Raw genomic sequence first — 25,440 nt, 5'->3', positions numbered from 1 at the left:
GGGGCCATACGGGCAGCCCTTCCTGTGGCGGTCATGCGGCGGCCCTCCCCGTGGCTGCGGCCATCACCGTTTCCTCGGTGGCTTGGGATCGGGGGATCTCGGCGGTGAGCCGGCCCTCGTGCATCACCAGGACGCGGTCGGCCATGCCGAGGATCTCGGGCAGGTCGGAGGAGATCATCAGGACGGCCACGCCGTCGGCGGCCAGCTCGGACAGCAGGCGGTGCACCTCGGCCTTGGTGCCGACGTCGATGCCGCGGGTCGGCTCGTCGACGATCAGCACCTGGGGGCGGGTGGCGAGCCACTTGGCGAGGACGACCTTCTGCTGGTTGCCGCCGGAGAGCGTGGAGACGGCGTCGGCGATCCGGGCGTACTTCACCTGGAGCTTGACCGCCCAGTCCAGGGAGCGGCTGCGCTCGGCGCGGCGGTCCACGAGCCCGGCCTTCACCGTCGTACGGAGCCCGGTGAGGCCGATGTTCCGCTCGATGGACATGTCCATCACCAGGCCCTGGGCGCGCCGGTCCTCGGGGACGAGGGCGAGTCCGGCGGCCATCGCGGTGGACGGGGCGCCGTTGACGAGCGGCCTGCCGTCGACGGAGACCTCGCCGGCGTCCCAGCGGTCGATGCCGAAGACGGCACGGGCGACCTCGGTGCGTCCGGCGCCGACGAGTCCGGCGAGGCCGACGATCTCGCCGCGCCGCACGTCGAAGGAGACGTCGGTGAAGACGCCCTCCCGGGTCAGCCGGCGCACGCTCAGGGCGACCTCGCCCGGCTTCACGTCCTGCTTGGGGTAGAGCTCGTCGAGGTCGCGGCCGACCATGCGGCGCACCAGGTCGTCCTCGGTCATGCCGTCCAGCGGTTCGCTGGCGATCCAGGCGCCGTCGCGCAGGGTGGTGACCCGTCGGCAGATCTCGAAGATCTCCTCCAGCCGGTGGGAGATGAACAGCACGGCGGCGCCCTGTTCGCGCAGGGTGCGCACGACGCCGAAGAGGCGGGCGACCTCGCTGCCGGTGAGGGCGGCGGTCGGCTCGTCCATGATCAGGACGCGGGCGTCGAAGGAGAGGGCCTTGGCGATCTCGACGATCTGCTGGTCGGCGATGGACAGGCCGCGGGCGGGGCGGTCGGGGTCGAGTTCGACGCCGAGGCGCCGCATCAGGGCGAGGGTCGCGTCGTGCGTGGCCTTGTGGTCGATGCGGCCGAGGGCGCGCCTGGGCTGGCGGCCCATGAAGATGTTCTCGGCGATCGACAGGTCGGGGAAGAGCGTGGGCTCCTGGTAGATGACGGCGATGCCGGCGTCGCGGGCGTCACCGGGGCCGTGGAAGACGACCGGCTCACCGTCGAGCAGGACCTGCCCGGCGTCCGGCCGGTGCACTCCGGCGAGCGTCTTGATCAGGGTCGACTTGCCGGCTCCGTTCTCACCGGCGAGGGCATGCACCTCCCCGGGGAACAGCTCCAGGGAGACGTCCCGCAGGGCGCGGACCGCGCCGAAGGACTTGGAGACGTCCCTGAGCGCCAGGACCGGGGCCGGACCCGTGGTGGACGGGTGGGTCATGGGGGCTCCTCGACGACGCCGGCGGGACGGCCCTCTCGGCGTCGTGAAAGGTTTCAACTGGGTTGCCGGGACGTTAGGCGCGCTTCGTATGTCACGTCAATGGGTCCGGGTCGAAAAGATTTCGATAGTCGAAGGTCACACCCTGGTCACGGAAAACGTGCCGCGCGAGAGGGGTTGACACCCCTTCCGGAGGCCCATAGCTTCCCCTTCTGAATCGTTTCACTCAGTGGTCTCACGACCCGATGTCACAGGAGCCTGAAGTGACCGAGCTCGCCGCGGCGAAGGCCGCTCTCAAGACCCAGGCCGTCGAGACGCCGTCGTGGGCGTACGGGAACTCGGGCACCCGCTTCAAGGTGTTCGCGCAGCAGGGCGTGCCCCGCACGCCGCAGGAGAAGCTGGACGACGCGGCGCAGGTGCACGCGGTCACCGGGGTGGCCCCGACGGTCGCCCTGCACATCCCCTGGGACAGGGTCGACGACTACGCCGCGCTGGCCAAGCACGCCGAGGACCGCGGCGTGAAGCTGGGCGCGATCAACTCCAACACCTTCCAGGACGACGACTACAAGCTCGGCAGCATCTGCCATCCCGAGGCCTCCGTACGCCGGAAGGCCGTGGATCATCTGCTGGAGTGCGTCGACATCATGGACGCGACCGGGTCCAGGGATCTGAAACTCTGGTTCGCCGACGGGACGAACTATCCCGGGCAGGACGACATCCGGGCCCGGCAGGACCGGCTCGCCGAGGGGCTCGCGGAGGTGTACGAGCGGCTCGGTGAGGGGCAGCGGATGCTGCTGGAGTACAAGTTCTTCGAGCCCGCCTTCTACGCGACCGACGTCCCGGACTGGGGCACGGCCTATGCCCACTGTCTGAAGCTCGGGCCGAAGGCCCAGGTCGTCGTGGACACGGGGCACCACGCCCCGGGCACGAACATCGAGTTCATCGTGGCGACGCTGCTGCGCGAGGGCAAGCTCGGCGGGTTCGACTTCAACTCGCGGTTCTACGCGGACGACGACCTGATGGTGGGCGCGGCCGACCCGTTCCAGCTGTTCCGGATCATGTACGAGGTGGTGCGCGGGGGCGGGTTCACGTCCGAGGTGGCGTTCATGCTGGACCAGTGCCACAACATCGAGGCGAAGATCCCGGCGATCATCCGGTCGGTGATGAACGTGCAGGAGGCGACGGCGAAGGCGCTGCTGGTCGACGGGGACGCGTTGGCCGCGGCGCAGGCCGCGGGGGATGTGCTCGGGGCCAACGCCGTGCTGATGGACGCGTACAGCACCGATGTGCGGCCCCTGCTGGCGCAGGTGCGCGAGGAGATGGGGCTGGACCCCGATCCCCTGGCCGCGTACGCCCGGTCCGGGTGGGCCGAGAAGATCGTTGCCGAGCGGGTCGGTGGCCGGCAGGCCGGATGGGGCGCGTAAGCGTCTGCCGGGCCTTGTTCCGGCGGCCTGCGGGCCGTCCCGGGCTGATCGCGCCCACCCGGTGGAACCGCACCTCGATACGGCCCCCGCCCCTCATGTACGCACTCTCTTCTGAAAAGGAACTGGTACTCATGGCACCCCATCCCGAAGCCGACGCCCTTCTGGCTCGCTCTCACCGGCTCGGCGCCGATCCCCGGAACACCAACTACGCCGGGGGCAACGCCTCCGCGAAGGGGGTCGACACCGACCCCGTCACCGGCGGCGACGTCGAGCTGATGTGGGTCAAGGGGTCCGGCGGGGACCTCGGGACGCTCACCGAGGCGGGGCTGGCCGTGCTGCGGCTGGACCGGCTGCGGGCGCTCAAGGGCGTGTACCCGGGGGTCGAGCGCGAGGACGAGATGGTCGCCGCCTTCGACTACTGCCTGCACGGCAAGGGAGGCGCCGCGCCCTCCATCGACACCGCGATGCACGGGCTCGTCGACGCCCGGCACGTGGACCATCTGCACCCGGATTCCGGGATCGCGCTCGCGTGCGCCGCCGACGGGGAGAAGCTGACCGCCGAGTGCTTCGGCGACTCGGTGGTGTGGGTGCCGTGGCGGCGGCCCGGTTTCCAGCTGGGGCTGGACATCGCGGCCGTGAAGGAGGCCAACCCGCAGGCCATCGGGTGCATCCTGGGCGGGCACGGGATCACGGCGTGGGGGGACACGTCGGTGGAGTGCGAGCGGAACTCGCTGCACATCATCCGGACCGCCGAGAAGTTCCTCGCCGAGCGGGGGAGGACCGAGCCCTTCGGGCCGGTGATCGACGGGTACGACGCGCTGCCCGAGGCCGAGCGGCGGGAGCGGGCGGCGGCGCTGGCTCCGTATGTGCGGGCGGTGGCCTCGCAGGACAAGCCGCAGGTCGGGCACTTCACCGACGCCGACGTCGTCCTGGACTTCCTGGCCCGGGCCGAGCACCCGCGGCTGGCCGCGCTGGGGACGTCGTGCCCGGACCACTTCCTGCGGACCAAGGTCCGGCCGCTGGTCCTGGACCTGCCGCCGACGGCCCCGTTGGACGAGGCGGTCGCCCGGCTGAAGGAACTGCACGCCGCCTACCGCGAGGAGTACGCCGCCTACTACGAGCGGCACGCCGGGCCCGACTCCCCCGCGATGCGCGGGGCCGACCCGGCGATCGTGCTCGTGCCGGGTGTCGGCATGTTCTCCTTCGGCAAGGACAAGCAGACCGCCCGGGTCGCCGGCGAGTTCTACGTCAACGCGATCAACGTGATGCGGGGCGCCGAGGCGGTCTCCACGTACGCGCCGATCGAGGAGTCGGAGAAGTTCCGTATCGAGTACTGGGCGCTGGAGGAGGCCAAGCTGCAGCGGATGCCGAAGCCGAAGCCGCTGGCCACCCGTGTCGCGCTCGTCACGGGCGCGGGCAGCGGCATCGGGAAGGCGATCGCGCGCCGGCTGGCGGCCGAGGGCGCCTGTGTCGTGGTCGCCGACCTGAACGGGGAGAACGCCGCCGCGGTCGCCGAGGAACTGGGCGGGCCCGACAAGGCCGTCGCCGTGACCGTGGACGTGACGTCCGAGGAGCGGATCGCCGAGGCGTTCAAGGCCGCGGTGCTGGCCTTCGGCGGTGTCGACCTGGTCGTGAACAACGCGGGGATCTCCATCTCCAAGCCGCTGCTGGAGACGACCGCGAAGGACTGGGACCTCCAGCACGACATCATGGCCCGCGGTTCCTTCCTCGTCTCGCGCGAGGCGGCCCGGGTGATGACCGCGCAGGGGCTCGGCGGCGACATCGTCTACATCGCCTCCAAGAACGCCGTCTTCGCCGGGCCTAACAACATCGCCTACTCCGCCACCAAGGCCGACCAGGCGCACCAGGTGCGGCTGCTGGCGGCCGAGCTGGGCGAGCACGGGATCCGGGTGAACGGCGTCAACCCGGACGGCGTGGTGCGCGGCTCCGGGATCTTCGCCGGCGGCTGGGGGGCGCAGCGGGCGGCCGTGTACGGGGTGCCCGAGGAGAAGCTGGGCGAGTTCTACGCGCAGCGGACGCTGCTGAAGCGGGAGGTGCTGCCGGAGCACGTCGCGAACGCCGTGTTCGCGCTGACCGGCGGTGAGCTGACGCACACCACCGGGCTGCACGTCCCGGTCGACGCCGGCGTCGCCGCCGCGTTCCTGCGGTGACGGCGGTGACGTCCGTGAAGTCGTACGCCGCGGTCGACCTCGGCGCGTCCAGCGGGCGCGTCATGGTCGGCCGCGTCGACCCCGACAGCCTGGAGCTGACCGAGGTCCACCGCTTTCCCAACCGGCCCGTGCGCACGCCCGAGGGGCTGCGCTGGGACATCCTCGCGCTGTACGCGGGCGTGCTGGACGGGCTGAAGGCTGCCGGGGCCCTGTCCGGACGGCTCGACTCCGTCGGCATCGACAGCTGGGCCGTCGACTACGGCCTGCTGGACGCCGACGGCGCGCTGCTCGGCAACCCCGTGCACTACCGCGACGGCCGCACCGAGGGCGTCGCCGAGAAGGTGTGGGCGACCGTGCCCGCCGACGAGCTGTACGCGGCGACCGGGCTGCAGTACGCGCCCTTCAACACGCTGTACCAGCTGACCGCCGCCCGCTCCACCGCCCAACTCGCCCAGGCCCGGCGGCTGTTGCTGATCCCGGACCTGCTGGCGTACTGGCTGACGGGCGAGCAGGGCACGGAGCTGACCAATGCCTCGACCACCCAGCTGATCGACCCGCGCACCCGGCGGTGGTCGTACGACGTCGCGGAGCGGCTCGGCATCGAACTCGGGCTGTTCGCGCCGCTGCGACAGCCCGGTGATCCGGCGGGCGTGCTGCGGCCGGACGTCCTGGAGGAGACGGGGCTGACCGGTCCGGTGCCGTTGACGACGGTCGGTTCCCACGACACGGCGTCGGCGGTGGCCGCCGTCCCGGCGACCGGGGAGCGGTTCGCGTACATCTGCACCGGCACGTGGTCGCTGGCCGGTCTGGAGCTGACCGCGCCGGTGCTCACCGAGCAGAGCCGGGCCGCCAACTTCACCAACGAGCTGGGCCTGGACGGCACGGTCCGCTACCTGCGCAACATCATGGGCCTGTGGCTGCTCCAGGAGTGCGTCAGGGCCTGGGGCGAGCCGGACCTGGGAGCGCTGCTGCTGGAGGCGGCCAAGGTGCCGACGCTCAGGTCGGTCGTCGACGCGGGCGACTCGGCGTTCCTGGCGCCGGGCCGGATGCCGGAGCGGATCGCCGAGGCCTGCCGGGCCTCGGAACAGCCGGTGCCCGTCACGCCCGCCGAGACCACCCGCTGCATCCTCGATTCGCTGGCCCTCGCCCACCGCAGGGCGATCGAGGACGCGCAGCGGCTCGCGGACCATCCCGTCGACGTGGTGCACGTCGTCGGAGGCGGCACCCGCAACGCGCTGCTGTGCCAGCTCACCGCCGACGCCTGCGGACTGCCGGTGGTGGCGGGCCCGACGGAGGCGGCCGCCCTGGGCAACGTCCTCGTGCAGGCCCGGGCGCACGGCCTGGTCGGCGACCTGCCGGGGATGCGGGGGCTGCTCACCCGGACCCAGCCGCTCACGCGGTACGAGCCGCGCGGCGGCACGGAGCGCTGGCGGGCCGCGCAGGCCCGGCTCGCGGGGGACTGACGGGGTCTGTCCCGGGCCCCCGGCCCCTGACTACGCTTCTCATCCGAAGATCGACCACAAGGAGCCGCGATGCGTGTCGCCCTGTTCCTGACCTGTGTCAACGACACGCTCTATCCGGACACCGGGCGCGCCGTGGTGAGGCTGCTGACCAGGCTGGGCGTCGACGTCGACTTCCCGATGGCACAGACCTGCTGCGGACAGGCGCACTACAACACCGGCTACCGGCACGAGGCCGAGCCGCTGGCCCGGCACTTCTCCGAGGTCTTCGGGGCGTACGAGGCGATCGTGACGCCGTCCGGGTCGTGCGGGGCGATGGTGCGGGAGCTGTATCCGCGCATGGGCGAGCGGGCCCGGGCCGAGGGCCGGGGCGACACGCTCGCGGCCACGCTGGCGCCGGTGGTGCCGAAGACGTACGAGCTCACCGAGTTCCTGGTGGATGTGCTGGGCGTGACGGACGTCGGGGCCTACTACCCGCACAAGGTGACGTACCACCCGACCTGTCACGGGCTGCGCGGGCTGGGCCTGGGCGACCGGCCGCGGCGGCTGCTGCGGGCCGTGGAGGGGCTGGAGCTGGTGGAGCTGCCGGGGGCGCAGGAGTGCTGCGGCTTCGGCGGCACCTTCTCGGTGAAGAACTCCGACGTCTCCGCGGCGATGGGCACCGACAAGGTGCGCAACGCCGAGTCCACGGGCGCCGAGGTGCTGTGCGCGGCCGACAACTCCTGCCTGATGCACATCGGTGGCACGATGGCCCGGCTGCGGACCGGCATGCGGCCGGTGCACATCGCGGAGATCCTGGCGAGCACCAAGGAGGAGCCGGCCGTATGAGTGGGACCTTCGTCGGGATGCCGGCGTTTCCGAAGGCCGCGCACGAGGCCGTGCACGACGCGACCCTGCGCGGCAACCTCCGGCACGCCACGCACACCATCCGCGCCAAGCGGGCCAAGGCGGTCGCCGAGGTGTCCGACTGGGCGGCCCTGCGCGAGGCGGGCAAGCGCATCAAGGACCACACGCTGCGCCATCTCGACCGCTACCTCGTGCAGTTGGAGGAGTCGGTCACGGCGGCGGGCGGCACGGTCCACTGGGCGGCCGACGCCGACGAGGCCAACCGGATCGTGGCGGACCTGGTGAAGGCGACCGGCGAGACCGAGGTCGTCAAGGTCAAGTCGATGGCGACACAGGAGATCGGGCTCAACGAGGCCCTCGAAGCGGAGGGCATCCGCGCCTACGAGACGGATCTGGCCGAGCTGATCGTGCAGTTGGGCAAGGACCGGCCCTCCCACATCCTGGTCCCGGCGATCCACCGCAACCGCGGCGAGATCCGTGACATCTTCGCCCGCGAGATGGGCCAGTGGGGCCGCCCGGCGCCGGACGGGCTGACGGACAAGCCCGCCGAGCTCGCCGAGGCCGCCCGGCTGCATCTGAGGGAGAAGTTCCTGCGCGCCAAGGTCGGCATCTCCGGCGCCAACTTCATGGTCGCCGAGACCGGCACGCTGGTGGTCGTGGAGTCCGAGGGCAACGGCCGCATGTGCCTCACCCTCCCGGAGACGCTGATCTCGGTCGTCGGCATCGAGAAGACCGTGCCGACCTGGCGGGATCTGGAGGTGTTCCTGCAGACCCTCCCCCGCTCCTCCACGGCCGAGCGCATGAACCCGTACACGTCCATGTGGACGGGCACGACGGACTTTGCGACGGCCGACGGGCCGCGCACCTTCCACCTGGTGCTGCTGGACAACGGCCGCACCGACACCCTCGCCGACGAGGTCGGCCGCCAGGCGCTGCGCTGCATCCGCTGCTCGGCCTGCCTGAATGTCTGCCCGGTGTACGAGCGGGCCGGCGGCCACGCCTACGGCTCGGTCTACCCGGGCCCGATCGGCGCCATCCTCAGCCCCCAACTGCGGGGTACGGCCAGCGAGATCGACGCCTCGCTGCCGTACGCCTCGTCGCTGTGCGGGGCCTGCTACGAGGTCTGCCCGGTCGCCATCGACATCCCTGAGGTCCTGGTGCACCTGCGGGAACGGGTCGTGGAGGGCGGGCAGGTCACTCAAGCGGGCAACAAGGTCGTCCTGCGGCCCGCGAAGGGGCACGCCGCCGAGCGGGCGGCGATGCGCGCGGCGCGCTGGGCGTTCACGCACCCGGGCGCCCTGCGCACCGGCCAGCGGCTGGCGTCCCGTACCCGCCGTTTCCATCCGCGCACGCTGCCGGGTCCCGGCCGGGCGTGGAGCGGGAGCCGGGACCTGCCTCCGGTGCCGGCGGAGCCGTTCCGGGACTGGTGGCAGCGCACGCGCGGCGGAAAGGACGGCGGCAAGTGAGCAGCAGGGAACGGATCCTCGGCCGGGTGCGGCGCGCGCTGGCGGACGTGCCCCGAGACGACGGCACCCCGTACGAGCGGGCCGTGCCCCGCGACTATCTCCGGGAGCACGGCGAGCGGACCGTAGAGGAGACCGTCGATCTGCTCGCCGAGAACCTGGCGGACTACCGGGCGGTCGTGCACCGGTGCACGACCGAGGGACTCGCCTCGGTGATCGCCGGCCTGCTCGCGGCGCGCGACGCCAGGACGGTCGTCGTCCCGCCCGGCCTGGACCCGGGCTGGCTCGCGGAGGCCGGCGTGGAGCGGGTGCCGGACCGGGCCGAGAGCACCCCGCACGAGCTGGACCGCGTCGACAGCGTGGTGACGGCGTGCGCGGTGGCGGTCGCCGAGACCGGCACGATCGTGCTGGACGGTTCGCCGGACCAGGGCCGCCGCCGTGTCACGCTCGTCCCCGACCACCACATCTGCGTCGTCCGCGTCCCCGCGCAGGTCGTCGCGTCCGTCCCGCAGGCGCTCGAACGCCTGGACCCCGCCCGCCCGTTGACCTGGATCTCCGGTCCGTCGGCGACCAGCGACATCGAGCTGGACCGGGTCGAGGGGGTGCACGGTCCGCGCACCCTGGAGGTGGTGCTGGTGAGCGGTCACGAGAGCGGGGCGGCCACCGCGTAGCGGCCGGAGGGCGGCCGGTGGCCGGCCGTACCGTGCGCGGAACCGGGCAGGCGCAGGATCACCGGTGGTGCTGAGGACACCCCGCATGACGGGTTCTGCGCCCCCTGTGGTGCGGCCGTCGTCTCCGCGTCGTCGGTGAGGCACAGGGCGTGCCGCACGAGAAGGTGATGACGATGCTGCGCACCGGGCCACGACGTACCCCCGACCCTGGCCCCGCCCCCGAGGCGCTCTGGCTGGTCAAGGTCAGCAGGACCTACGGGACCGCCGACAGCGCCGTGACCGCCCTGGACGGCGTGACACTCGTCCTGGGATGCGGCACCTTCACGGCGGTGATGGGTCCGCCGGGCTCGGGCAAGTCCACGCTGCTGCAGTGCGCGGCCGGGCTGGACCGGCCCGACAGCGGGATCGTGCGGGTCGGCGGCACGGAGCTGACGGGCGGCGGCGAGGCGGAGCTGACGAGGTTCCGGCGAGGGCGGATCGGGTTCGTCTTCCAGCAGTACAACCTGCTGGAGACGCTGACCGTCGCGCAGGACGCGGTGCTGCCGCTCAAACTCGCCGGCCGGCGCGTGCCGCCGCTGCCTGTTCCTGCACTCGACTTCCCCGACGAGGAGCTGGAGCGGCGGATCGTACGGCTGAAGGTGCCCGGGATCGACGCCGCGCTGGCCGCGTCCGTGGTGCGGGTGATCGGCGCGCTGCGCGCGATGGGCCTGCGGAAGGCGCCGTCGGTGGCCGAGACGATCGACTGGGCGCGCACGCTGCTGGCCCTCGGCGCCGAGACGCTCGACGAGACCGCCGTACGCGACACCCTGGGCGTGCTCCTCAAGCACCAGGACGACGTCCTGAAAGTCTGCGGCCGGACTCCACCTGGACGCGGTGTGAACACCGCCGAGGATGTCGCGGCCCGGCTGACCGGCTTAGTCGGCGCGCTGCGCTCGCACGGCGTGCGTGTCGGCACCGGGGAGACGGTGGACGCGGCGCGGGCCCTGGAGGCGCTGGGGTTCGCGGACCGCGAGCTGCTGCGTGAGGCGCTGGCCGCGACGCTGCTGCACACCTCGGGCCAACGGTCGGTGTTCGACGCGGGCGGCGTGGACGTGTCCGGCTCGGTGTCCGGGTTCTCGGACTTCACGATGCTGCTGGTGCAGGCACTCCACGACCAGCTCAGCAAGGTGCGGGTGTTCGCGTTCGTCAACCGGATCGACGAGTGACCGGGTTGCTGGTGCGCGGCGCCGCCGACCCGGAGGGCCTCGGCGCCCGCATCCGGTCGCAGGCGACGCTGACCGGCTGGCACGGCAGCAGCGACTACGGCGTCGCCCTGGCGGAGTTCACGGAGCGGTACGGCGGCGCCGTGGGGCCCCGCACCACCGTGTTCGTCCTGGGCGACGCCCGCACCAACGGGGCGGACCCGAACCTGCCGGCCCTGCGCCGGCTGGCCGAACAGGCCCGCCGTCTACTGGTTGGACCCCGAGCAGCGTTCCCGCTGGGGCACGGGCGACTCCGTCGTGCCGGCCTACGCCGAGCTGGTCGAGATGTACGAGTGCCGCACGGCTCGGCAGCTCGGCGCGCTGGTCGGCCGACTGCTGCCGGTGTGAGCGACGAGGACGGTACCCGGTCCTAGTCCGCCTTCGCGTACTCCTGCGCCATCTGCCCGGCGAAGTCGTAGGCGATGACGGGCTCTTCGCCGACGACCCAGGCGTCGTGGCCCGGTGGGCACACGAAGACGTCGCCGGGTCCGACTTCCTGCTCGGCACCGTCGTCCATGCGGATGCGCAGGCGTCCCTGGACGACGTAGCCGTTGTGGTGGACCTGGCAGCTGTCGGTCCCCGCGATCGGCTTCACCGACTCGGACCAGCGCCAGCCCGGTTCGAAGGTGGCCACGGCGAAGTCCAGTCCGCTCATGTGGACGGCTTCGAGGTGCCCGCGGGGGAAGTCGCGCCGCTCGTCGGGCTTGTCGAGCGTCTTGATCTCCAGCATGACGCTCTCCTCCCTTCCGGCCGCGCTGCGCGCGACCCGGGGCCGGTCTCCGTCTGCCCCGAGTGGCACGGCGGTAGCCCCGCCCCACCCCTCCATGGTCCGCCCGCCCGGCCGGGGGCGCCATTCAGGGGGTGCCGGGCCCGCAGAGCCGTGTGAAGCGCCCGGCGTCGATGTTTCCGCCGGAGACGATCACGCCGACCCGGCGCGGGAGGGGGCCGGTGCGGCCGGTGAGCAGCGCGGCCAGTGGGGTGGCGCCGCTCGGCTCGACGACGATCTTCAGGCGTTCGAAGGCGAACCGCATCGCCTCCCGGATCTCGTCGTCGCCGACCAGGACGATCCCGTCGAGCAGCCGCCGGTTCAGGGAGAAGGTCAGTTCTCCCGGGGTGTGCAGCGCCTGGCCGTCGGCGATGGTGTGCGGGACGGGGATGCTGACGCGGCGGCCTGCCTCCAGGGAGCGCTTGGTGTCGTCCCCGGCCTCCGGTTCGACGCCGATCACCCGGATCCCGGTGTACAGGCCCTTGGCCGCAGTGGCGCTGCCGGCGATCAGTCCGCCGCCGCCGACGGGCGCGATCAAAGCGTCCAACTCGCCGACCTCTTCGAGCAGTTCGAGGGCGACGGTGCCCTGGCCCGCGATGACGTGCGGGTGCTCGTAGGGCGGGATGAGCGTCAGCCCGCGCTCGGCGGCGAGTGCCTCGGCGATCGCGACGCGGTCACCGCTGTAGCGGTCGTACGTGATGATCTCGGCGCCGTACTCCTCGGTGGCCGCCCGTTTGGACGGCGGGGCGTCCTCGGGCATGACGATGACCGCGGTGGTGCCGAGTTCGCGGGCGGCCAGGGCGACGGCCTGGGCGTGGTTGCCGGAGGAGTAGGCGGCGATGCCCCGGGCCAGACGGCCGGGGTCGAGCCGGGAGGCCGCGTGGTAGGCGCCGCGGAACTTGAAGGCGCCCACGCGCTGGAAGTTCTCGCACTTGAGGAACACCTCGGCGCCGACGAGCGCGTCCAGGGTGCGGGAGCGCAGCACCGGGGTGCGGTGCGCGACGCCCCGGAGCCGGGCGGCGGCGCCGCGGACGTCGTCGAGGGTCACCGGTGGGGTGGTGGTCGTCACGCGTGTCCTCCGTGGGAAGTCGTGTCGGTCGCGGCCCGGGCCTGCGCGAGGTAGCTGTAGGCGGACGCGCGGGAGATGCCGAGCCGGGCGGCGACCTGCTCGATCGCGCGCCGTACGGCGAAGACGCCGCGCGCGTCGAGACCGCGGAACAGCGCGAGGCGCTCCGCACGGTCGAGCTCCGCCCAGCTCTTGTGCCGGTGGGCGTCGACGAGGGCGTCGACGACCGAGTCGATGTCGTTGCCGAAGGTGGTGGTCGGCGGCTCGGCCGGGTCGCCGTCGAGTCCGGCGAACGCGCCGAGCAGGCGGTGGACCCGGTCCACGGCGGTGACGTCCACGTTGAGGCACAGAGCGCCGAACACGGACCCCATGGAGTCCCGGAGCACCATCGTGGAGGACTTCAGCAGCGTCCCCTCGCGGGTGCGGGTGACGTAGTTGAGCTCGTCGGCCGCCTCGTCGCCGCGGGCGAGCACACGCATGCCGATCTCGCTCATCGCGCCGCCCACGGTCCGCCCGGTCACCGACCCGGCCACGGCGACCACCGACCGCTCCGGGCGCCGGTAGTCGTGCAGCACCGCCTCGCACACCGGGCCGAAGGTCGCGGCGATCCCGTCGACCAGCGGCGCGAGCGCGGCGAGGATCGCGTCGCGCTCGGCTTCCAGGGCCTGTTCGCCCGCCATGAGGCACCTCCTTTCCTTCGACCGAAACTTAGACTACACGTCCAGGAGCTGGACTCCTAGTCCAGCAAGTCCAGACAGGCAGCCCAGGCGGGCAGTCCAGGCGCCCAGACAGGCAGTCCAGGCGGACCGGCCGTCCGGGCATCACCAACACTTGGCAATGGTTTTCACATGACTTCGGCCAGAACGCGCTCTTGACATTCATCTTCATCTAGCGTGACGTCCGCCCCGCACTCCCGTGCACCCGTCATGGAGGACCCATGCCCCTGTCCCCGTCCTGGCGTCCGGCGCTGCTGACCGGCGTCTGTCTGGCCCTGCTCACCGGCTGCGGCGGCTCCTCGGACTCCCGGAGCGGCGGCGCGGCGGAACCGGCCGGCTCCGCCAAGGTCGCGGTGGTCGCCTCGACGAACGTCTACGGCGACATCGTGCGGCGGATAGGCGGCTCACGGGTCGACGTCACCTCGGTCATCAGCGACCCCGACCAGGACCCGCACAGCTACGAGGCCGACGTGCAGAACCAGCTGGCACTGTCCAAGGCGAAGGTCGTCGTCGAGAACGGCGGCGGCTACGACGACTTCGTCGACCGGATGCTCAACAGCGGCCACAACGACTCCGCCGAGGTGATCAACGCCGTGAAGGTGTCCGGCAGGACGGCTCCCCGGGGCGGCGAGCTCAACGAGCACGTCTGGTACGACTTCCCCACCGTCGCCAGGATCGCCGACCGGGTGGCCGCCGCCCTCGGGCAGGCCGACCCCGCCGACGCCGCCGCCTTCAGGAAGAGGGCGACCGCCTTCAAGGCGAGGCTCACACCGCTGGAGGCCCAGGAGGCGAGGATCAAGAAGGAGTACGGCGGTACGGCGGTGGCCATCACCGAGCCCGTGCCGCTGTACATGATCGAGGCGAGCGGCCTGGTCAACCGGACGCCCGCGCAGTACAGCGAGGCCATCGAGGAGGGCGACGACGTCTCCCCACGGGTCCTCCAGGAGACCCTCGCACTGTTCACCGGCAGGAAGGTCCGCGCGCTGGTCTACAACGAGCAGACCTCCGGTCCACAGACGCAGAAGGCCGAGCAGGCCGCCAAGGCGGCCGGAGTGCCCGTCGTGCCCGTGACCGAGACGCTGCCGAAGGGCGAGGACTACCTCGGCTGGATGACCGCCAACGTCGACGCGCTCGCGAGCGCGCTCGGCACGTGAGGGCCCGGGACATGGCCTCCGCACCTCCGCCCCGCCGGGCCGGTACCGGTCCGGCGGTGATCAGCCTGCGCGGGGCGGCCCTGTCCTACGGAGAGCGCACGGTGTGGAGCGGCCTCGACGTCGAGGTGCGGCCCGGGGAGTTCCTGGCCGTGCTCGGCCCGAACGGGGCGGGCAAGACCAGCTTCGTCCGTGCCCTGCTGGGGCAGCGGCCCCTGTCCGCCGGCACGCTCACGGTCCTCGGCCGGCCCGCCCGCGAGGCCGGCCGGTACGTCGGCTACGTCCCGCAGCAGGCGGCACTGTCCGCGCAGGCGCTGCTGCGCGCCCGTGACCTGGTGCGGTTCGGAATCGACGGGCACCGCTTCGGCCCGCCGCGGCGCACGGGCGCCACCCGTCGCCGGGTGGCGGAGATCCTCGACGCGGTCGGGGCCGCGGCGTACGCCGACGTCCCCCTCGGCATGCTCTCCGGCGGGGAACGCCAACGGGTGCGCATCGCGCAGGCCCTGGCCACCGACCCGCGCATCCTGCTGTGCGACGAACCGCTGCTCTCCCTCGATCTGCACCACCAGCGGGCGGTCACCGCGCTCATCGACGCCCGGCGCCGCTCCCACGGCACGGCGGTGGTGTTCGTGACCCATGAGATCAACCCGGTGCTGGGGCCGGTCGACCGGGTGCTGTACCTCGCGCCCGGCGGACACCGGATCGGCACCCCGGACGAGGTGCTGACCTCGCAGTCGCTGTCGCGGCTGTACGGCACCCAGGTCGACGTGGTCCGCGTCCGCGGTCGGATCGTGGTCTGCGGAGCGCCCGAGGAGACCGCCGCGCCGCCGCACCACCCGCCGACCGTCCACGAGACCGACGGAGTCCGCCCATGACGCTCGCCGACGGGGTCTGGCAGCAGATCTTCACCTTCGACCACTACGGGGAACTCCTCGCCCTGGTCCGCAACTCCCTCGTCGCCGGTGTCGCCCTGGGGCTCGTGGGCGGGCTGGCCGGGGTGTTCGTCCTGATGCGGGACCTGCCCTTCGCGGTGCACGGCATCAGCGAGCTGTCCTTCGCGGGCGCGTCGGCGGCACTGCTGCTCGGCGTGAACATCGTGGCCGGCTCGATCGTCGGCTCGCTCCTCGCGGCCGGCGCCATCGGCGTGCTGGGCGCACGGGCCCGGGACCGCAACTCGGTGATCGGCATCATCATGCCGTTCGGCCTCGGTCTGGGCGTGCTCTTCCTCGCCCTGTACAAGGGCCGCGCGGCCAACAAGTTCGGCCTGCTCACAGGGCAGATCGTCGCCGTGGACACCCCGCAGATGTCCTGGCTGCTGGGCACCTCGGCCCTGGTGCTCGTCGCCCTGGCCGTGATGTGGCGCCCGCTGGCCTTCGCCAGCACGGACCCGGACGTCGCCCGGGCGCGCGGCGTGCCGGTGCGGGCGCTGTCCTTCGCGTTCATGCTCGTGCTGGGGCTCGCGGTGGCCCTGTCCGTGCAGGTCGTCGGCGCGCTGCTGGTCCTGACCCTCGTGGTCACCCCGGCTGCGGCCGCCGCCCGGGTCACCGCCTCGCCGGTGCTGCTGCCCGCGCTCAGCGTGCTCTTCGCCGTGGTCTCGATCGAGGGCGGCATCCTCCTGGCGCTGGGCAGCAGCATCCCGATCAGCCCGTACGTCACCACCATCTCGTTCACGGTCTACGCGGTGTGCCGGATGGCCGGCAGGTACCGCGTGCGGCGATGGGGAGCCAGGGCGGCGCGGCCGGTGCGGGCCGGTGTCCGGCCGGCGGGCTGAGTCGGGGCTCCCTGCACTACCGGAGGGGCGCCTTGCGGGGCGGCCGGTGCGGTCGCCGACGGTGTGCGGGGCGTCAGGACAGGGGTGTCGGCGCCGCCCGGCCGCACGGCGCCGACACCCCTCGCCTCAGACCACCGCCGACGGCGACGGCGCGGAGGGCTCCGCCTCGGCGAGCAGGGCGGTGAGCGCCGCCCGGGCACGGGCCACGCGCGAACGGACCGTGCCGACGGGGCAGTCGCTCACTGCGGCCGCCTCCGCGTACGGCAGTCCGAGCAGCTGAGTGAGGACGAACGCCTCCCGCCGCTCGTCCGGCAGCGAGTCCAGCAGGTCCAGCAGCGCGATGCCGTCGTCGAACCCGGGCAGCCCGCGCGGCTGGGCGAGCTCGACCGCCAGCTGCCAGTCCGGCACATCGGCCGGGCGAGGCCGTACGGCGGTGTACCGGTGACTGTCGGCCACCGCACGCCGGGCTATGGCGAGCAGCCAAACCCTGGCCGAGGAGCGGCCCTCGAACCGGTGCAGGCTGCCCAGCGCCCGCAGGAACGTGTCCTGCGCCAGATCGTCCACGGCCTGCGGATCGGCGGACAGATGGGCGACGTACCGGATGACGTCGCGGTGCAGGGCCCGGACGAAGTGGTCGACGGCGTCCGGGTCGCCGCTCCTGGCGGCCAGCGCCCATGCGGTCGTCGACTCGTCGGCCGTCACCGGCGGCTCGGTTCTCTCGTGCGAGGTGGGCTGAGCAGGAATGATCACCTGGTGTCCTTCTCGGGATGTCCGGGACCGCGGGCCGCGGGCACGCGCGCGTGTGTGTGCCCGCGGCCCCGTGCGTGCGGGCGGGCAGGGCGGCCTGGGCCCGTGCGTGTGCACGGCGGCCGGTGCCGTGCGCGTGTGCGCGACGGCCTGGGCGTGCCGATGCACGACGGACGGCCTGGGCGTGTGCGTGTGCTGTGCGGACGTGTACGCGTAGAGGTCCGCGTCCGCTTCCGCATCGACGCGCGGTCCGGTGAGCGGGGGGTTACGGCCGTACGGCTCGCCCGGCCCGCACCGACACAGCGGCGGGCGGGTGTCCAGGCGTACGGCCGAGACCCGGGGCACGCGTCGGCGGCCCCGGGTGATGCCGGCTGCCGTCAGATGGCAGCGGCTCCCGCGGGCGGGCCCCGGGACGTGATCGCGTGGACGAGGAGAACCAGCCGCGGCGCCCGGTCGGAGCGGGCCCGCCGTACCCGTACCCGCGGCCGGTCGGGCGGCGCGGGCAGGGCGAACGGCAGCCGCAGCGGCGCGGTCAGCCGGCCGCCCACGGCGCGCAGCAGGCGGAAGGCGGCCCGCTCCCCGTACCCCAGCCACAGGCCGCACAGCAGGGCGGCCAGCAGGTGGGCGGCGACCATGCCGAGCGACGAGTCACCGGGTACGGAATCCCCGGCGTGCCCCAGGTGACCGCCCATGCCGTGCCCACCGCCCGTCGACACGGGCGCCGGCGCAGGCGGGGTCATGGTCAGGGAGGCGGTGTGGTGTTCCGTGGCTCCCGCCGGTCCCGTGGACCCCATGTCCAGGGGCCCCGGGCCGCCGCCCGCCGTCCCGCGGGCGGCCGCCGTCGACGCCTGGGGCGTCAGCGAGAAGGCCGAGTGCAGGAGCGTCTGGGCGGCGACGGCGACGGTCACGATCATGGCGAGTCCGCGCTCACGGCCCGCCAGACACCAGCCGGCGACTCCGGTCACGGCCCAGCCGACGGCCAGCGTCGGCGGCGGCACATGGTCGCCGGACATCATGACGTGGCCCAGGGCGGCGAGCACGACACAGACGGCCGCGAACACCGCGGCCCGTGTCGCGCGAGCACACCACCCTGCCGTCATGGCGCCTCATCCTCGCATCCGGACCCGGCGTGTCACGCATGAGTACGCAATCGCGCCGGGCGGCACTCAACCACGGCCAGGTGGCTCGCGCACGGCCGGGGAGACACCCAGGGCACCCAGGGGATTCTCGGGGTCCGCACCATCGTCGGCGGGACTGTCACCGTCTTTTGTTGGAACGTCATGACAAAGCTGTTGACATCCCCTGCGGGCCGCCGCATAGTACCTGCCACTAGAGCGCGCTAATAAAGCGCTCTAGTCACCCGACGGACGCATGGTCCTCACCCCGGACCACCCCGCATACGCTCCCGCCGCCCGGGGCAGCGCCATCCGCTCCCCCACCCCGCAGGGCCACACGGCCCACTCGGAATGCCCAGAGCCGACCGAAGCCCCCCCACACACCGACTCCCGCCCCGACCAGCACAGAGGTGCAAGGGACATGCACAGACACCACCGAGCCGCCGCCCTGACCGCCACCGCCCTCGCCGCGGCCCTGCTCGCCACCGCCTGCTCCAGCGGGTCCGGTGGCAAGAAGTCCGACGAAGGCGGCACGGAGGCCGCCGCGGGCAAGGCGAACACGCCCCGCATGACCATCGCCATGGTCACCCACGCGGCCCCCGGTGACACCTTCTGGGACCTGATCCGCAAGGGCGCCCAGGCCGCCGCCGCGAAGGACAACGTCAAGCTCGTCTACTCCAGCGATCCGGTCGCCGGCAACCAGGCCAACCTGGTGCAGAACGCCATCGACCAGAAGGTCGACGGCATCGCGCTGACGGCCGCCAAGCCGGACGCGATGAAGGACGTGGTGGCCAAGGCGAAGGCGGCCGGTATCCCGGTCGTCGGCTTCAACTCCGGACTGGACAACTGGCAGCAGCTCGGCATGCTCGAGTACTTCGGTCAGGACGAGAACATCGCCGGCCAGGCCTTCGGTGAGCGGCTCAGCCAGATGGGCGCCAAGCACGCCGTCTGTGTCATCCAGGAACAGGGGCAGGTCGCGCTGGAGGCGCGCTGCGCCGGTCTGAAGAAGGGCTTCAAGGGCACGACCGAGAACCTCTACGTCAACGGCACCGACATGCCGTCCGTGAAGTCCACGCTCACCGCCAAGCTCCAGAAGGACTCCTCCATCGACCAGGTGGTCACGCTCGGCGCACCCTTCGCGCTGACCGGTGTGCAGTCGGTGAAGGACGCGGGCAGCAAGGCCAAGGTCGCGACCTTCGACCTGAACAAGGACCTGGTGAAGGCCGTCCAGGACGGCAGCGTGGAGTTCGCCGTCGACCAGCAGCCGTACCTGCAGGGCTACCTCGCCGTGGACTCCCTGTGGCTGTACAAGACCAACGGGAACTTCAGCGGAGGCGGCACCGCTCCGGTGCTCACCGGACCCGCCTTCGTGACCAAGGACAACGTCGACACCATCGCCAAGTTCGCGGAGAAGGGAACGCGCTAGGCACCAGGACAGGCGGGGTCGTTCGCGCCGGCGACGGGGCGCGGACGGCCCCGCTGCGCTGTCCGGACAGCGAAAGCGGCGGACATCCGGACGCGACCGCGCCGGAAGGCCTGCCAGGCCGTCAGGAGGCCGGCTCCTCGGGAGCCGGCCCGCTGGTGCCCCGGACCACCAGTTTCGGGTCCACCACCGCCTCCCTCGGCTCCAGCGCCCGGTTCTCCAGCCGCTCCACGGCGAACCGCACGGCGTGCTCCGCCATGAGCGCGGCGTCCTGGCGGACGGTGGTCAGCCCGATCGGCATCAGGTGGGAGAGGTGGCTGTCGTCGTAGCCGACGACGGACAGATCGCGCGGCACGTCGACGCCGGACCGGGTCAGGATCATCAACAGGCCCCACGCACACCGGTCGTTGCCCGCGAGGACGGCGGTCGGCAGCGGCAGGCCGCGGTCCCGCTCCGCCAGGAGCAGATGGCCCGTCTCGATGCCGGACTGCTCGGTGTGGTCGCCGGGGATCACCCGCACCTCCGACTCCAGCCCGTGGCGGCGCATCGCGGACCGGTAGGCGCGCCGCCGCTCGGCGGAGCCGGGGCCCCGGCCGCCGTCGATGTGCACGATGCGGCGGTGCCCGAGTTCCACGAGGTGGTCCATGGCCTGGCGTATGCCCTTGGCCTCGGCGGAGTGCACGAAGTCGACGCGGGCATGGGGGACTCGGCGGCTGACGGAGACGGTCACCGTGCGGCGGCCGAGCTCGTCGAGGTAGGCGGCCTCCGCGTCGGGGCCGAGCAGGATGACCGCCTCGCAGCGGTGGCCGAGCAGCGCCTCGACCGCCTTGGCCTCGCTGCGGGCCTGGGCCGCCGCGGAGAGCAGCACGTCGTAGCCGAGCCGTTCGGCCTCCGGGTAGATGCCCTCGATGAGGTTGGTGTGGAACGTCTGGTGCACGGTGAACATCACGCCGAGGGTGCGGCTGCGGCCACGGGCCAGCAACCGGGCGGCGTTGTCGGGGCGGTAGCCGATCTCGTCGGCGACGCGCAGCACCCGTTCGCGGGTCTCCTGGCTGGCGCCCGGCTGGTTGCGGAAGACGATCGAGACCAGCGCCCGGGAGACACCCGCCTTCTCGGCGACGTCCGCCATCGTGGGCCGCCGCCCGCTCGATCCGTCCACCTGTGCATCCACCCTTCGCCGCCGCCCACCTTACGGGCCGTCCCGCAATCTTCCCGCAACAAGCTATTGACATGACATTTGGACAGGGCTCATCGTACTCGTCTAGAGCGCTCTAGTAGAGCGCGCCAGACACGATCTGAGGATCCCTGGATCCGCGGATCTCCGCGCACCCTCCCCAAAGGACTCGCCATGGCAACGGCGCCTTCCCCGCTCCCGATCGTCGCGGGCAATCTGTGTCTCGGCTCCGCCCCCGACTCCTGGGGCGTCTGGTTCCCCGAGGACGAACACCAGGTCCCGTACACCCGCTTCCTCGACGAGCTCGCGCAGGCCGGCTACCAGTGGCTGGAGCTGGGCCCGTACGGCTACCTGCCGACCGATCCGCGGCGTCTGAGGGAGGAGCTCGACGCGCGCGGCCTGCAGGTCTCCGGCGGCACCGCCTTCGGCGCGCTGCACCGCCCCGAGGCCTGGGACGAGATGCTCGCGCACGTCCGCCAGGTGGCCACGCTGACCGCCGCCGCAGGAGCCCACCACCTGGTCCTCATCCCGCCGATGTACCGGGACGAGAAGACCGGCGCCTTCACCGAGTCGCCCGAGCTGACCGCCGAGCAGTGGGCCGGCTTCGGCGCACGGGCCGACCGGCTCGGCAAGCTCCTGCTCGACGAGTACGACGTACGCCTCGTCGTCCATCCGCACGCCGACAGCCACATCCAGACCCAGCCGGAGATCGAGCGGCTGCTGAACGAGTCCGACGGCCGGTACACCAACCTGTGCCTGGACACCGGGCACGTGGCCTACGGCGGCGGTGACAACATCGACCTGATCCGCCGGTTCGGCGAGCGCGTCGGCTATGTGCACATCAAGCAGATGGACCCGACGGTCCTGGCCCAGGTCGCCGCCGAGGACCTCTCCTTCGGCGAGGCCGTCAAGCGCGGCGTGTGCGTGACACCGCCCGCTGGGGTGCCGAACCCGGGTGACGTGGTCGCCGAACTCGCCGAGCTGGGCGCCGAGTTGTTCGTGATCGTCGAGCAGGACCTGTACCCGTGCGCACCCGACGTGCCGCTCCCCATCGCTCTGCGCACCCGTGAGCACCTGGCCGGCTGCGGTCTGACGGGCACCCGGCGCCCGAAGCTGACGCGCTAGGAGGCCCCATGGACATCACGGACGACACGAAACCCACCACGCCCGCCACCCTCGTCGACGACGGGCCTCCCGCGGTCCGGCGGCGGCTGAGGGTCATCACCGTCATCGCCACCTTCGGCGGACTCCTCTTCGGCTACGACACCGGTGTCATCAACGGTGCCCTGCCCTACATGACCGACGACCTCGGGCTGACCCCGGTCACCGAGGGCATGGTCACCAGCTCGCTGCTGCTGGGCGCCGCGCTCGGCGCCGTGGCCGGCGGCCGGCTGTCGGACGCGCGCGGCAGGCGGCGCACGATCCTCACGCTGGCCGTGCTGTTCTTCGTCGGCGCGCTCGGCTGCACCCTTGCCCCGACCACCGCGGTCATGGTCGTGGCCCGGTTCGTCCTCGGTCTCGCGGTGGGCGGCGCCTCGGTGACCGTGCCCGTCTACCTCGCGGAGATCTCCCCCGCCGAGCGGCGCGGCGCGCTCGTCACCCGCAACGAACTCATGATCGTCAGCGGGCAGTTGCTGGCCTTCACCTCCAACGCGATCATCGCGCGGGTGGGCGGCGAGTCCGGCGGCGTGTGGCGCTGGATGCTGGTGATCGCCACCCTGCCGGCCGTCGTGCTGTGGTTCGGCATGCTGGTCATGCCGGAGAGCCCGCGCTGGCTGGCCTCGCAGAGCCGCTTCTCCGACGCCCTGGAGGTGCTCCGGCAGGTGCGCTCGCGGCAGCGGGCCGAGGCCGAGCTGAGCGAGGTGTCCGCGCTGGCCGTCAAGGACGAGCGGGAGAAGCTCGGCGGCTGGCAGGACATCAGGGCGGTGCCGTGGGTGCGCCGGCTGATGTTCGTCGGGTTCGGCATCGCCATCGTGCAGCAGATCACCGGCGTCAACACGATCATGTACTACGGCACGCAGATCCTCACCGACGCGGGCTTCGCCGCCAATAGCGCGCTGACGGCGAACATCGCCAACGGTGTGATCTCGGTGCTGGCCACCTTCGTCGGCATCTGGCTGCTGGGCCGGGTCAACCGCCGCCCCATGCTGATGATCGGTCAGCTCGGCACGACCGCCGCGCTGTTGCTGATCGGCGTCTTCTCGCTGGCGCTGCCCGCCGGTGACGGGCGCGCGTACGCCGTGCTCGCCATGACCGTCACCTTCCTCGCCTTCCAGCAGGGCGCGATCTCCCCGGTGACCTGGCTGATGCTGTCGGAGATCTTCCCCATGCGGATGCGCGGCTTCGGGATGGGCGTCGCGGCCGTCGTGCTGTGGCTGACCAACTTCGTGATCGGTCTGGTCTTCCCGTCGCTGGTGTCCGGCATCGGGATCTCCAACACCTTCTTCCTGTTCGTCGCGGTGGGCCTGGTGTCCCTCACGTTCGTGAAGCTCTACGTCCCCGAGACCAAGGGCCGCACGCTCGAGACCCTCGAGGCCGAACTGCGCGCCCGTTTCTCCTGATCCCCCTGTGTCGAGGGACCTGATCCCCTTTGTCGAAGGAAATGGACATGACCGTACGTGTAGGCGTCATCGGCGCCGGAATGATCGGGCAGGACCACATACGGCGCCTGACCGAGGTCGTCACCGGTGCCGCCGTGACCGCCGTGACCGACCTCGACGCCGCCCGAGCGGCGGAGGTCGCCGCCCGGGTCGGCGCCACCGCGTTCCCGACCGGCGCCGACCTGATCGCCTCCCCCGAGGTGGACGCCGTTCTCGTCACCTCCTGGGGCCCCACCCACGCCGAGCACGTCCTGAACGCCATCGCCGCTAGCAAACCGGTGTTCTGCGAGAAACCCCTGGCGACGACCGCCGAGGACTGCCTGCGCATCGTCGACGCCGAGCGCGCCCACGGCCGCCGCCTGGTCCAGGTCGGTTTCATGCGCCGCTTCGACGCGGGCTACCGCCAGATGAAGGACCTCCTCGACTCCGGTTCCCTCGGCACCCCGCTGATCGCGCACTGCGCGCACCGCAACCCGACCGTTCCCGACGCGTACCACTCGGCGATGGCCGCGCAGGACACGGCGGTGCACGAGATCGACACCCTGCGCTGGCTGCTCGACGACGAGATCGTCTCCGCCCAGGTGATCACCCCGCGCGCCACGAGCAAGCGGTTCGCGCACCTGAAGGACCCGCAGATCATGCTCTTCGAGACGCAGAGCGGTGTCCGCGTCGACCTCGAGGTCTTCGTCAACTGCCAGTACGGCTACGACATCCAGTGCGAGATCGTCGGCGAGGACGGCCTGGTGCGGCTGCCCGACCCGGCCGCGGTCGGTGTCCGCACGGCCGGACGGCACGGCACGGCCGTCCTGCAGGACTGGAAGGGCCGGTTCGTGGACGCCTTCGACACCGAGTTCCGTGAGTGGATCAACGCCATCGCCACGGGGGGCGAGCCCACCGGGCCGAACGCCTGGGACGGCTACGCCGCCACCGTCATCACCGACGCCGCCGTGCGCTCCCTGGAGTCCGACGGCACCGTCGTCACCGTCGACATGAAGCCCCGCCCGGCCTTCTACGGAGGCACCGCATGAAGATCGCCCTCGACCCCTACATGTTCCGCGCGCTGCCGCTCGACGAGATGGTGCGCACCGTCGCCGAACTCGGCTACGAGTACATCGAGTTGTCGCCACGCGACGACTTCATGCCGTTCTTCCTGCATCCCCGGGCGGACGACGAGCGGGTCGCGGAGTTCAAGAGGGCCCTGCGCACGCACGGCGTGCAGCTGTCCTCCGTGCTCCCGCTGTACAAGTGGTCCTCTCCGGACGAGACCGAGCGGCAGGCCGCCATCCGCTACTGGAAGCGGATGATCGAGATCACGGTCGAGCTGGAATGCCCGCTGATGAACTCGGAGTTCAACGGCCGCCCGGAGCGCGCCGCCGAGAGCGAGGCGGCGTTCTGGCGCTCGATGGAGGAGCTGCTGCCGGTGTTCGAGCGTGAAGGCATCGCTTTGAACCTGGAGGCGCACCCGGACGACTTCTGCGAGGAGAACACCCCCGCGGTCGACCTCGTCCGCGCGATCAACAAGCCCTGGGTGAACTACCTGTACTGCGCCCCGCACACCTTCCACCTGTCGGGTCCCTCGCAGGTGGGCGCGGACATCGCCGCGATGATGCGCTACGCCGGCGACAAGCTGAAGCACGTGCACATCGCGGACTCCTTCAACCACAAGGGCTCCTCGGGCCTGCGCTACATCCTCAACCCGCCCGGCACCCCGGCCCGCATCCACCAGCACCTGGACATCGGCCAGGGCGAGGTCGACTGGGACGCCTTCTTCGGCACCCTGCGCGAGCTGGACTTCGACGGTGTCGCGACGGCCTGCGTCTTCGCCTGGGAGGAGCGGGCCCGGGAGTCCTCGGCGTTCATGCTGGACCGCATCCGCAAGGAACTCGCCGCGTAGGAGAGGGACCGGGCAACCGGGGTGTCGCAGCGGCACACGGCTGCGACGCCCTCGTGGCCGGCTCCTGCGGGAGGAGCCCGGGGAGGTGAGCGATGCCCGGCGAAGCCCGGGCTCCCACCGACCGGGGCCGCGGTGCTCCCAGTGGGTGCGTGCCTCCACCTCCGGGTGGGGGCCGGCGCTGGGAAGTCCGACCTC

The 25,440-nt window shown here is 72.1% G+C and carries 21 protein-coding genes and 2 pseudogenes; 16 read left to right on the top strand and 7 right to left on the bottom strand.

All coding sequences use genetic code 11. The features are described 5' to 3' along the window. Window positions 1-31: 31 nt before the first annotated feature. Window positions 32-1,549: a sugar ABC transporter ATP-binding protein gene (locus tag ACFPZJ_RS32300; RefSeq protein ID WP_381029090.1), complete on the bottom strand. Its 1,518-nt coding sequence runs from the start codon at window positions 1,547-1,549 to the stop codon at window positions 32-34. A 260-nt stretch (window positions 1,550-1,809) separates the two neighbouring features. Here ACFPZJ_RS32300 and rhaI point away from each other — a divergent pair, with 260 nt between their 5' ends. From rhaI to ACFPZJ_RS32260, 8 genes and pseudogenes are all read left to right on the top strand, one after another. Beyond that, the gene (gene rhaI, locus ACFPZJ_RS32295) at window positions 1,810-2,970 is read left to right on the top strand and encodes an L-rhamnose isomerase (protein ID WP_381029087.1); all 1,161 of its coding nucleotides are present in this window, start codon (window positions 1,810-1,812) and stop codon (window positions 2,968-2,970) included. A 131-nt stretch (window positions 2,971-3,101) separates the two neighbouring features. After that, window positions 3,102-5,141: a bifunctional aldolase/short-chain dehydrogenase gene (locus tag ACFPZJ_RS32290; protein WP_381029084.1), complete on the top strand. Its 2,040-nt coding sequence runs from the start codon at window positions 3,102-3,104 to the stop codon at window positions 5,139-5,141. A 14-nt stretch (window positions 5,142-5,155) separates the two neighbouring features. Beyond that, a complete protein-coding gene (locus ACFPZJ_RS32285; protein WP_381029577.1) occupies window positions 5,156-6,604 on the top strand; it encodes a rhamnulokinase in 1,449 nt (482 codons plus the stop codon). Window positions 6,605-6,673: 69 nt separating this feature from the next. Next, window positions 6,674-7,429, top strand: coding sequence for a (Fe-S)-binding protein (locus tag ACFPZJ_RS32280; RefSeq protein WP_381029082.1), 756 nt, complete (start codon window positions 6,674-6,676; stop codon window positions 7,427-7,429). Further along, the gene (locus ACFPZJ_RS32275) at window positions 7,426-8,913 is read left to right on the top strand and encodes a LutB/LldF family L-lactate oxidation iron-sulfur protein (protein WP_381029079.1); all 1,488 of its coding nucleotides are present in this window, start codon (window positions 7,426-7,428) and stop codon (window positions 8,911-8,913) included. Before ACFPZJ_RS32280 ends, ACFPZJ_RS32275 begins: the two co-directional genes overlap by 4 nt. Further along, window positions 8,910-9,581 (top strand): LutC/YkgG family protein, encoded by a 672-nt coding sequence (locus tag ACFPZJ_RS32270; protein WP_381029076.1) that lies wholly within the window; start codon window positions 8,910-8,912, stop codon window positions 9,579-9,581. Before ACFPZJ_RS32275 ends, ACFPZJ_RS32270 begins: the two co-directional genes overlap by 4 nt. Window positions 9,582-9,754: 173 nt before the next feature. Then, window positions 9,755-10,150 (top strand): annotated as a pseudogene (locus ACFPZJ_RS32265) (ATP-binding cassette domain-containing protein); the annotation flags it as partial. 306 nt (window positions 10,151-10,456) lie between these two features. Further along, a pseudogene (locus tag ACFPZJ_RS32260) lies at window positions 10,457-11,170 on the top strand (VWA domain-containing protein). A 22-nt stretch (window positions 11,171-11,192) separates the two neighbouring features. On the opposite strand, the gene ACFPZJ_RS32255 reads toward ACFPZJ_RS32260, so the two are convergent. The 3 genes from ACFPZJ_RS32255 to ACFPZJ_RS32245 form a co-directional block, all read right to left on the bottom strand. Then, window positions 11,193-11,552: a cupin domain-containing protein gene (locus tag ACFPZJ_RS32255; protein ID WP_381029074.1), complete on the bottom strand. Its 360-nt coding sequence runs from the start codon at window positions 11,550-11,552 to the stop codon at window positions 11,193-11,195. A 124-nt stretch (window positions 11,553-11,676) separates the two neighbouring features. Next, window positions 11,677-12,657: a pyridoxal-phosphate dependent enzyme gene (locus ACFPZJ_RS32250; protein WP_381029071.1), complete on the bottom strand. Its 981-nt coding sequence runs from the start codon at window positions 12,655-12,657 to the stop codon at window positions 11,677-11,679. Further along, window positions 12,654-13,334: a helix-turn-helix transcriptional regulator gene (locus ACFPZJ_RS32245; protein WP_381029068.1), complete on the bottom strand. Its 681-nt coding sequence runs from the start codon at window positions 13,332-13,334 to the stop codon at window positions 12,654-12,656. The genes ACFPZJ_RS32250 and ACFPZJ_RS32245 overlap by 4 nt, the downstream gene beginning before the upstream one ends. Before the next feature lie 257 nt (window positions 13,335-13,591). On the opposite strand from ACFPZJ_RS32245, the gene ACFPZJ_RS32240 reads away from it, so the two are divergent. From ACFPZJ_RS32240 to ACFPZJ_RS32230, 3 genes are read left to right on the top strand one after another with little or no spacing between them, the layout of a single operon-like run. Further along, entirely contained in the window at window positions 13,592-14,524 is a 933-nt protein-coding gene (locus ACFPZJ_RS32240; RefSeq protein ID WP_381029066.1) for a metal ABC transporter solute-binding protein, Zn/Mn family, read from the top strand. An 11-nt stretch (window positions 14,525-14,535) separates the two neighbouring features. Beyond that, window positions 14,536-15,396, top strand: coding sequence for a metal ABC transporter ATP-binding protein (locus ACFPZJ_RS32235; protein WP_381029064.1), 861 nt, complete (start codon window positions 14,536-14,538; stop codon window positions 15,394-15,396). Continuing rightward, window positions 15,393-16,292: a metal ABC transporter permease gene (locus tag ACFPZJ_RS32230; RefSeq protein ID WP_381029061.1), complete on the top strand. Its 900-nt coding sequence runs from the start codon at window positions 15,393-15,395 to the stop codon at window positions 16,290-16,292. The genes ACFPZJ_RS32235 and ACFPZJ_RS32230 overlap by 4 nt, the downstream gene beginning before the upstream one ends. Before the next feature lie 126 nt (window positions 16,293-16,418). On the opposite strand, the gene ACFPZJ_RS32225 is transcribed toward ACFPZJ_RS32230, so the two are convergent. Then, window positions 16,419-17,042, bottom strand: coding sequence for a sigma-70 family RNA polymerase sigma factor (locus tag ACFPZJ_RS32225; RefSeq protein WP_381029059.1), 624 nt, complete (start codon window positions 17,040-17,042; stop codon window positions 16,419-16,421). Between the two features lie 374 nt (window positions 17,043-17,416). Then, the gene (locus ACFPZJ_RS32220; RefSeq protein WP_381029056.1) at window positions 17,417-18,139 is read right to left on the bottom strand and encodes a hypothetical protein; all 723 of its coding nucleotides are present in this window, start codon (window positions 18,137-18,139) and stop codon (window positions 17,417-17,419) included. 436 nt (window positions 18,140-18,575) lie between these two features. On the opposite strand from ACFPZJ_RS32220, the gene ACFPZJ_RS32215 reads away from it, so the two are divergent. Continuing rightward, window positions 18,576-19,580: a sugar ABC transporter substrate-binding protein gene (locus ACFPZJ_RS32215; RefSeq protein ID WP_381029053.1), complete on the top strand. Its 1,005-nt coding sequence runs from the start codon at window positions 18,576-18,578 to the stop codon at window positions 19,578-19,580. A 121-nt stretch (window positions 19,581-19,701) separates the two neighbouring features. Here the strand turns inward: ACFPZJ_RS32215 and ACFPZJ_RS32210 are convergent, their stop codons facing one another. Beyond that, window positions 19,702-20,706 (bottom strand): LacI family DNA-binding transcriptional regulator, encoded by a 1,005-nt coding sequence (locus tag ACFPZJ_RS32210; protein ID WP_381029574.1) that lies wholly within the window; start codon window positions 20,704-20,706, stop codon window positions 19,702-19,704. A gap of 219 nt (window positions 20,707-20,925) precedes the next feature. Here ACFPZJ_RS32210 and ACFPZJ_RS32205 point away from each other — a divergent pair, with 219 nt between their 5' ends. The 4 genes from ACFPZJ_RS32205 to ACFPZJ_RS32190 are packed head-to-tail and all read left to right on the top strand — an operon-like array spanning window position 20,926 to window position 25,245. After that, window positions 20,926-21,876 (top strand): TIM barrel protein, encoded by a 951-nt coding sequence (locus ACFPZJ_RS32205; protein ID WP_381029050.1) that lies wholly within the window; start codon window positions 20,926-20,928, stop codon window positions 21,874-21,876. Between the two features lie 8 nt (window positions 21,877-21,884). Then, window positions 21,885-23,312, top strand: a complete 1,428-nt coding sequence (locus ACFPZJ_RS32200; RefSeq protein ID WP_381029048.1) for a sugar porter family MFS transporter — start codon at window positions 21,885-21,887, stop codon at window positions 23,310-23,312. 47 nt (window positions 23,313-23,359) lie between these two features. Further along, entirely contained in the window at window positions 23,360-24,379 is a 1,020-nt protein-coding gene (locus ACFPZJ_RS32195) for a Gfo/Idh/MocA family protein (RefSeq protein WP_381029045.1), read from the top strand. Further along, window positions 24,376-25,245, top strand: coding sequence for a sugar phosphate isomerase/epimerase family protein (locus ACFPZJ_RS32190; protein ID WP_381029042.1), 870 nt, complete (start codon window positions 24,376-24,378; stop codon window positions 25,243-25,245). Before ACFPZJ_RS32195 ends, ACFPZJ_RS32190 begins: the two co-directional genes overlap by 4 nt. The last annotated feature ends 195 nt before the right edge of the window (window positions 25,246-25,440 follow it).

It is taken from the genome of Streptomyces bullii, assembly GCF_042657145.1.
GTDB lineage: Bacteria > Actinomycetota > Actinomycetes > Streptomycetales > Streptomycetaceae > Streptomyces > Streptomyces bullii.
This window is presented reverse-complemented; position numbering and strand designations above follow the sequence as displayed.

Coding starts and splice junctions, on each gene's coding strand:
- ACFPZJ_RS32300 (WP_381029090.1), bottom strand. CDS start 1,549: ATGACCCACCCGTCCACCACGGGTCCGGCCCCGGTCCTGGCGCTCAGG.
- ACFPZJ_RS32290 (WP_381029084.1), top strand. CDS start 3,102: ATGGCACCCCATCCCGAAGCCGACGCCCTTCTGGCTCGCTCTCACCGG.
- ACFPZJ_RS32280 (WP_381029082.1), top strand. CDS start 6,674: ATGCGTGTCGCCCTGTTCCTGACCTGTGTCAACGACACGCTCTATCCG.
- ACFPZJ_RS32275 (WP_381029079.1), top strand. CDS start 7,426: ATGAGTGGGACCTTCGTCGGGATGCCGGCGTTTCCGAAGGCCGCGCAC.
- ACFPZJ_RS32255 (WP_381029074.1), bottom strand. CDS start 11,552: ATGCTGGAGATCAAGACGCTCGACAAGCCCGACGAGCGGCGCGACTTC.
- ACFPZJ_RS32245 (WP_381029068.1), bottom strand. CDS start 13,334: ATGGCGGGCGAACAGGCCCTGGAAGCCGAGCGCGACGCGATCCTCGCC.
- ACFPZJ_RS32240 (WP_381029066.1), top strand. CDS start 13,592: ATGCCCCTGTCCCCGTCCTGGCGTCCGGCGCTGCTGACCGGCGTCTGT.
- ACFPZJ_RS32235 (WP_381029064.1), top strand. CDS start 14,536: ATGGCCTCCGCACCTCCGCCCCGCCGGGCCGGTACCGGTCCGGCGGTG.
- ACFPZJ_RS32230 (WP_381029061.1), top strand. CDS start 15,393: ATGACGCTCGCCGACGGGGTCTGGCAGCAGATCTTCACCTTCGACCAC.
- ACFPZJ_RS32220 (WP_381029056.1), bottom strand. CDS start 18,139: ATGACGGCAGGGTGGTGTGCTCGCGCGACACGGGCCGCGGTGTTCGCG.
- ACFPZJ_RS32215 (WP_381029053.1), top strand. CDS start 18,576: ATGCACAGACACCACCGAGCCGCCGCCCTGACCGCCACCGCCCTCGCC.
- ACFPZJ_RS32210 (WP_381029574.1), bottom strand. CDS start 20,706: ATGGCGGACGTCGCCGAGAAGGCGGGTGTCTCCCGGGCGCTGGTCTCG.
- ACFPZJ_RS32205 (WP_381029050.1), top strand. CDS start 20,926: ATGGCAACGGCGCCTTCCCCGCTCCCGATCGTCGCGGGCAATCTGTGT.
- ACFPZJ_RS32200 (WP_381029048.1), top strand. CDS start 21,885: ATGGACATCACGGACGACACGAAACCCACCACGCCCGCCACCCTCGTC.
- ACFPZJ_RS32195 (WP_381029045.1), top strand. CDS start 23,360: ATGACCGTACGTGTAGGCGTCATCGGCGCCGGAATGATCGGGCAGGAC.
- ACFPZJ_RS32190 (WP_381029042.1), top strand. CDS start 24,376: ATGAAGATCGCCCTCGACCCCTACATGTTCCGCGCGCTGCCGCTCGAC.